Origin of the sequence: Azospirillum sp. B506 (assembly GCF_000333595.1) — a bacterium.
Lineage (GTDB): Bacteria > Pseudomonadota > Alphaproteobacteria > Azospirillales > Azospirillaceae > Azospirillum.
In genome coordinates this window covers 1-6306 of sequence record NZ_BADK01000761.1, presented here as the reverse complement: position 1 = coordinate 6306, position 6306 = coordinate 1, and the positions used below count along the sequence as shown (strand labels likewise).

Annotated in this window: 4 protein-coding genes; 3 read left to right on the top strand and 1 reads right to left on the bottom strand. The window is 67.0% G+C overall.

Going from position 1 to position 6306, the window contains the following annotated elements:
• The coding region (locus I71_RS23890) for a flagellar biosynthesis regulator FlaF (protein WP_042699384.1) at nt 1–396 on the top strand (396 nt) is incomplete at its 5' end.
• A gap of 79 nt (nt 397–475) precedes the next feature.
• On the opposite strand, the gene I71_RS23885 is transcribed toward I71_RS23890, so the two are convergent.
• Nucleotides 476–2521, bottom strand: coding sequence for an NAD(+) synthase (locus I71_RS23885; protein ID WP_042699380.1), 2046 nt, complete (start codon nt 2519–2521; stop codon nt 476–478).
• A 433-nt stretch (nt 2522–2954) separates the two neighbouring features.
• On the opposite strand from I71_RS23885, the gene I71_RS23880 reads away from it, so the two are divergent.
• Together I71_RS23880 and I71_RS23875 are read left to right on the top strand one after the other, a co-directional pair.
• Nucleotides 2955–5927, top strand: a complete 2973-nt coding sequence (locus tag I71_RS23880; protein WP_042699377.1) for a chemotaxis protein CheB — start codon at nt 2955–2957, stop codon at nt 5925–5927.
• Nucleotides 5924–6306 (top strand): PAS domain-containing protein (locus tag I71_RS23875; RefSeq protein WP_042699374.1); only part of this gene is annotated, 383 nt, incomplete at its 3' end. The genes I71_RS23880 and I71_RS23875, both read left to right, overlap by 4 nt.

Genomic DNA, 6306 nt, shown 5'->3' with positions numbered 1-6306 from the left:
CTGAACCAGCGCCTGTGGACCATCTTCCAGGCGGCGATCACCGAAGAGGATTGCGGCCACCCGCCGGAGGTCCGGACGAACATCGCGGCCCTGTCCCTGCTGGTCGACCGCGAGACGACCAACCGCTTGATCGATCTGGATTTCGGCAAGATCGACACGCTGGTCAACATCAACCGCAACGTCGCCAGCGGCCTGACCGCGCAGGGCCAGTTCGTCGCTGCCCAGCAGGCGGTCCAGCCGCATCCGGGGACGCCGCAGGCAGCCGCTCCGCAGGCTCCGGCCGTTCCTGCGCCGGGCCAGCCGCCGGCCGGCATGCGCCCGGCCGTGCCGCCGCGGCCGATGACGGCGCCCGACGCGGCTCCGGTCAACCGCGAGTCCCTGCGCATTTCGATCTGAGCAGTGGAATAGTGAGAACAGAAGGGCCGGCGCTCCGATGGGGCGCCGGCCTTTTTTGCAAGTTTGCAGAGACAGGCCGCTACTCCGCCGGAACCTCGCGTTCCAACTCCTCCAGCCAGATGCGGGCGTTGCCGTCGGACGGCGCGCGCCAGTCGCCGCGCGGCGACAGCGAGCCGCCGGCCGTCACCTTCGGGCCGTTCGGCATGGCCGAGCGCTTGAACTGGCTGAAGCCGAAGAAGCGGCGCAGGAACACCCGCAGCCAGTCGCGGATCTCGGCCGGGCTGTAGGCGCGGCGCTTCTCCAGCGGATAGCCCTCCGGCCACTCGCCCCTGGTGACATCGGCCCAGGCGTGGCGGGCCAGGAAGGCGATCTTCGACGGGCGGAAGCCGTAGCGCAGCACGTAGAACAGGGTGAAGTCCTGCAGATCGTACGGCCCGACCACGGATTCGGAGCTTTGCAGAGCCTTGTCCGACCCCGCCGGTACCAGTTCCGGCGAAATCTCCGTCTTCAGGATGGCATCCAGCGTCTCGGACACCGCCTGCTGGAACTGGCCGGTGCGGCCGACCCAACGGATCAAATGCTGGATCAGCGTCTTCGGCACGCCGGCATTGACGTTGTAATGGGACATCTGGTCGCCGACGCCGTAGGTGCACCAGCCCAGCGCCAGTTCCGACAGGTCGCCGGTGCCCAGCACGATGCCGTTGTGCTGGTTGGCGAGGCGGAACAGATAGTCGGTGCGTAGGCCGGCCTGCACATTCTCGAAGGTGATGTCATACACCGCCTCGCCGCTGGCGAAGGGGTGCCCCATGTCCCGGAGCATCTGGTTGGCGGCCGGCCGGATGTCGAGTTCCCTGGCGGTCACCCCCAGCGCCGTCATCAGCTTCCAGGCATTGGATTTGGTGCCCTCGCTGGTGCCAAAGCCGGGCATGGTGTAGCCGAGGATGCCGGTGCGCGGCAGCCCGAGCCGGTCCATGGCGCGGGCGGCGACGATCAGGGCATGGGTGCTGTCCAGCCCGCCCGACACGCCGATCACCACCGTCCCGATCCCGGTGGCGCGCAGCCGCTGCACCAGCCCGGCGACCTGGATGTTGTAGGCCTCGTAGCAGTCCTGCTCCAGCCGTTCGGCGGCAGCCGGGACGAAGGGCAGGCGCGGCACCGCGCGCAGCAGGCCGACATCCTCCTCCGGTGCGTCGAGCCGGAAGGCGACGGTGCGGAAACCGCCGGCGGCCTGGCCGAACAGGCGGCGGTTGTCGTCGAAGGTGCCCTGGCGCAGCCGTTCCTGGCGCAGCAGGTCGAGGTCGACGTCAGCGACCGCCATCTGGGCGCCGTCGGGGAAGCGATCGGTTTCCGCGAGCTTCTCGCCATTCTCGAAGATCGAGGTCTGGCCGTCCCAGGCGAGGTCGGTGGTCGATTCCCCGGTCCCGGCCGACGAATAGAGATAGGCGGCCAGGCAGCGTGCCGACTGCGATTTTGCCAGCAGGCGGCGGGTGTCGGACTTGCCGATGGTGATGTTGCTGGCCGACAGGTTGGCGAGAATGGTGGCGCCCGCCAGTGCCGCCATCGTGCTGGGCGGGGCCGGGACCCACAGATCCTCGCAGATCTCGGCATGGACGACCAGACCGGGCTGGTCTTCGGCGGAGAACAGCAGATCCGGGCCGAAGGGAGCGGTCAGGTCGCCGATGCGGATGGTGCCGCCTTCGGTGCCGGCGCCCGACGCGAACTGGCGGCGCTCGTAGAATTCGCGGTAGTTCGGCAGATGCTGCTTCGGCACCACGCCCAGCAGCTCGCCGCGGTGGATCGCCACCGCCGTGTTGTAGAGCCGCCCGTCATACAGCAGCGGCGCCCCCACCAGCAGCAAAGGCATCAGTCCCGCCGACGCCTGGACCAGATCGAGGATCGCCTGCTCCACCGCATCGATCAGCGGATCCTGCATCAGCAGGTCGTCGATGGCATAGCCGGACAGTGCCAGCTCGGGGAACAGCGCCACCGCAACGGATTTGTCGTGGCAGGCACGCGCCGCCTCCAGCACCGCTGCGGCGTTGGCCGCCGGATCGGCCGGGGTGCCGCGAGTGGTGCAGGCGGCCACCCGTGCGAATCCGTGCCGATAGATCGAGGTGAAGCTCATGACCCGTTCCCGCTGCCTTGCTTGCCTCCGGCGCTCCAGGATGTGGCGCCTGGGGAAGCAAACATAGCAGGAAATTCGCGCACGTCAGGCCCCTCCGTCCCAGCGATCCCAGGCTTTCTCACCTTATCGGATGGGCAGGCATGGTTGCTCGTCGGGATAATGCTTAAGACGCAACACAATAGTCATAAATCTAAAGTCAAATCGATGAAGAGATGAAGGCATTCCAGTTAAAATGAGGATGCTGGAATGTGTCTCTCTGCGACAGGTAAGTTGACCAAACCAAAAGCGTTGGATATAGGCAGGGTCTCGCTTGCATTGGGAACCGGCAGGCCGACGCCAGAAGGACTCGTTTATCACCGTGCCAACGGAAACTCCGGCTCCGCCCGCCCCAACTGATGCCGGATCGCCGGCTGCGGAGGTCCCCTTTTTCCCGGTGGAAGGTCAGGCGCCGCCGGAACAGACCTGCTGCATCTTCGGGATCGGCGCGTCGGCCGGCGGGCTTGAGGCTCTGCAACGCTTCTTCGATGCGGTGCCGGGAGACAGCGACCTCGCCTATGTCGTGGTCCAGCACCTGTCGCCGGTGCACAAGAGCCTGATGGTCGACCTGCTGGCGAAGCACACGGCCATGGATGTGGTGCAGGCGACGGACGGCGTGCCGGTCCAGCGCAACACCGTGTATCTGCTGCCGCCGGGCAAGCATCTGAGCATCGAGGACGGCCGTCTGCGGCTGACCGCCAAGGATGCCGGCGGCGGGATGAGCCTGCCGATCGACATCTTCCTGACGGCGCTGGCCCGCGACCAGGGCCCGCTGGCCATCGGCCTGATCCTGTCGGGGACCGGGTCGGACGGGACGCGCGGCGTGATGGCGATCAAGTCGGCCGGCGGTTTCACCGCGGTCCAGCAGCCGGAGACCGCCCAGTTCGACGGCATGCCGCGCAGCGCGCTCGCCAGCGGTCAGATCGACGCCACCCTGCCGCCCGAGGAACTGCCGGCCCGGCTGATCGAGCATGCGCGCAAGGCGTTGGCCCGTGCCCGCCCGCTGCGGACGTCCGGCCAGGCGGGCCGGCAGCGGCCCGACGACGGCGACGACCCGCTGGCCCAGATCATCGCGGTGATCCGCTCCGTCACCGGCGTCGATTTCCAGCATTACAAGCTGGCGACGCTGCTGCGGCGGATCGAGCGGCGTATGCAGGGCGCCGGGCTGGAGTCGATGGAGGAATATGCCGCGCTGCTGCGGCGGAACAGTGCGGAGGCGGTCAATCTCTACAAGGAGATGCTGATCGGCGTGACCCGCTTCTTCCGCGACGAGGCGGCGTTCCGCGTCCTGGCCGAGCGGATGATCCCCGGCCTGCTCGCCAACCGCAGCCCGACCGACATGATCCGCGTCTGGGTCTGCGGCTGCGCCAGCGGCGAGGAGGCCTATTCCCTCGCCATCCTCTTCGCCGAGGCGCAGGAGCGGCTGGGCCGCAGTGTCGACGTCAAGATCTTCGCCACCGACATCGACCAGGACAGCATCGAGATGGCGAGCCTCGGCGAGTACCCGCGCGCCATCGCCGATGACGTGTCGCAGGAACGGCTGGCCCGCTTCTTCACCGCAAGGGGCGACAGCTATATGGTGTCGCGCGACATCCGCCGGATGGTGGTGTTCGCCGCCCACAACATCATGCGCGACCCGCCCTTCACCAAGATCGACCTGCTGAGCTGCCGCAATCTGCTGATCTACATGGACCAGCCGTTGCAGCGCAAGGTGTTGAGCCTGTTCCAGTACGCGCTGCGCCAGAGCGGCTTCCTGTTCCTCGGCACCAGCGAGACGCTGGGCGACCTCCAGTCCGATTTCCACACCGTCGACAGCCGCAACAAGGTCTTCCAGAGCCTGCGCGCCGGGTCCTTCCGGCTGTCGCGGCTGCTGGTTCCGACGGTGGCGGCGCCGCTGGCCCGCCATGGCGACGAGGGGCCGTCCCAGGCGATGGAGGAGGGCGCCGCCATCGACGAGGCGATGGCGACGCTGATGAAGGCCTATGTGCCGCCCTGCCTGCTGGTCAATGAACAGATGACCATCATGCATGTGTTCGGCGACGCCTCGTCCCTGCTGAAGGTACCGCCGGGCGAGGCGACGCTGAATGTGCTGAAGCTGCTGCCGTCCTCGGTCGCCATGGTGACGGGCACCGCGCTGAACCGGGCCTTCCGCTCCGGCGAGGAGTTCGCGCTGTCCAACATCCCGGTGAAGGACCGCGACGGGGTGGCGGCGCTCAGCCTGCGGGTCAAACCCTATGTCGCGCGCAAGACCGGGAGGCGCTTTGCCCTGGTGGTGCTGGACCGCGCCAACATGCTGCCGCTGTCGGTGCCGGATTCCGATTTCGACCTGAACGCCGATGCCGCCGAGCGCATCCGGGCGCTGGAACAGGAATTGCTGTCGCGCGGCGAGAATCTCCAGGCGACCATCGAGGAGCTGGAAACCGCCAACGAGGAATTGCAGGCCACCAACGAGGAATTGCTGGCTTCCAATGAGGAGTTGCAGAGCACCAACGAGGAACTGCAGTCGGTCAACGAGGAGCTTTACTCCGTCAACGCCGAATATCAGGCGAAGGTGGAGGAGCTGACCGAGATCACCAACGACCTGGACAATCTGCTGCGCTCGACCGAGATCGGCACGGTGTTCCTCGACGGCGATTTCGTCATCCGCCGTTTCACCCCTGCGGCGGCCGGCTTCATCAACATCATCCCGCGCGACATCGGCCGCTCCATCGCGCATCTGTCGACCAACATCGATTATCCCGACTTCTTCAGTGACATCCGCAAGGTGTTCGCCGGGCAGGATCCGGTCGAACGCCATGTCCGCGTCCAAGACGGGCGCCGGGACGGCCGCTGGGTGCTGACCCGCATCCTGCCCTATCTGACCGACAAGACCCAGGTCGGCGGCGTGGTGGTGACCTTCGTCGACGTGACGGCCAGCAAACAGGCGCAGGAGCGGCTGCAGAAGGTTCTGGACAGCCTGCCGGAGCATATCGCGGTGACGGACCGGGATGGCCGGATCGTCATGGTGAACGCCGCCTGGCGCGGCTTCGCCCAGCGCAACGGCGCTGCGGTGGCGGACCGCTGCGGCGTCGGCACCAACTATCTGGAAGTCTGCCTGTCCCCGGAGGGGCGGGAAAAGGACGGCATCGCCCGCAGGGTGCATGACGGGCTGCGCCGTATCCTGGACGGCGAAGCCGACGACTTCACCATCGAATATCCCTGCCACTCTCCCGATGAACAGCGCTGGTTCCTGATGCATGCCACCCGCCTGAACGACCGTGACGGCGGTGTCGTCGTCAGCCACATCAACATCACCAACCGCAAACTGATGGAGTTGCAGCTGAACGGCGACGGCATGGGGCACGGCACGGGCGACGGAGGTGAAGAATGAGCGAGGATTCCACCGGCCGCTTGCGACGCCGTGCCGAATCCATCCTCGGCGGCGGGCATTTCGAGGCATCGGACGTCACCGCCACCTCGATGAAGGAACTGCTGCACGAGCTGTATGTCCATCAGGCCGAACTGGAGATCCAGAACGAGGAGCTGCGCGGCGCCCAGCAGGCGCTGGAGGCGTCGCGCCTGCAATATCTCCAGCTCTTCCAGTCGGTGCCGCTGGCCTGTCTGGCGGTGAACGCCGCCGGCATCGTCGGCGAGGCCAACGGCGCCGCCGAGCGTCAGTTCGGCCTGCCGATGCTGCGGCTGAAGGGGCGTCCGCTGACCCTTCTGGTCGACAGCGTCGATCATGAACGGCTGTTCACCGCGCTTGGCCG

Coding starts and splice junctions, on each gene's coding strand:
- I71_RS23885 (WP_042699380.1), bottom strand. CDS start 2,521: ATGAGCTTCACCTCGATCTATCGGCACGGATTCGCACGGGTGGCCGCC.